At 60.6% G+C, this 241-nt stretch carries 1 protein-coding gene; it reads left to right on the forward strand.

Annotated elements, in window-relative coordinates; all coding sequences use genetic code 11:
* Positions 1-14 precede the first annotated feature (14 nt).
* Positions 15-241 (forward strand): hypothetical protein (locus EP165_RS20330; protein ID WP_164743132.1); only part of this gene is annotated, 227 nt, incomplete at its 3' end.

A 241-nucleotide genomic window follows, 5' to 3' on the forward strand; every position in this document is an offset into this window, starting at 1 on the left:
CGGGCTTCCGAGTCATGGAGGGTTCGGCTAATGCCGACACGCTCTGGTTCTGTAATTCTGACCAGGGCGGCACGATAGGCGTTACGGCCGTCCTCATTGAGGAGTTTGAAGGCGGAGGCGGCGCATCGAGTGCGGCCACCATAGCAGCGCTTGAGGCGATGACCGCCGAATCCGGCCTGGTTGTTTATCTGGCGCAGACAGGCCGCGCTGGCTGGTTTGTATTCGATGCCTCCGATCTTTC

Origin of the sequence: Mesorhizobium sp. Z1-4 (assembly GCF_004000235.1) — a bacterium.
Taxonomy (GTDB): domain Bacteria; phylum Pseudomonadota; class Alphaproteobacteria; order Rhizobiales; family Rhizobiaceae; genus RCIO01.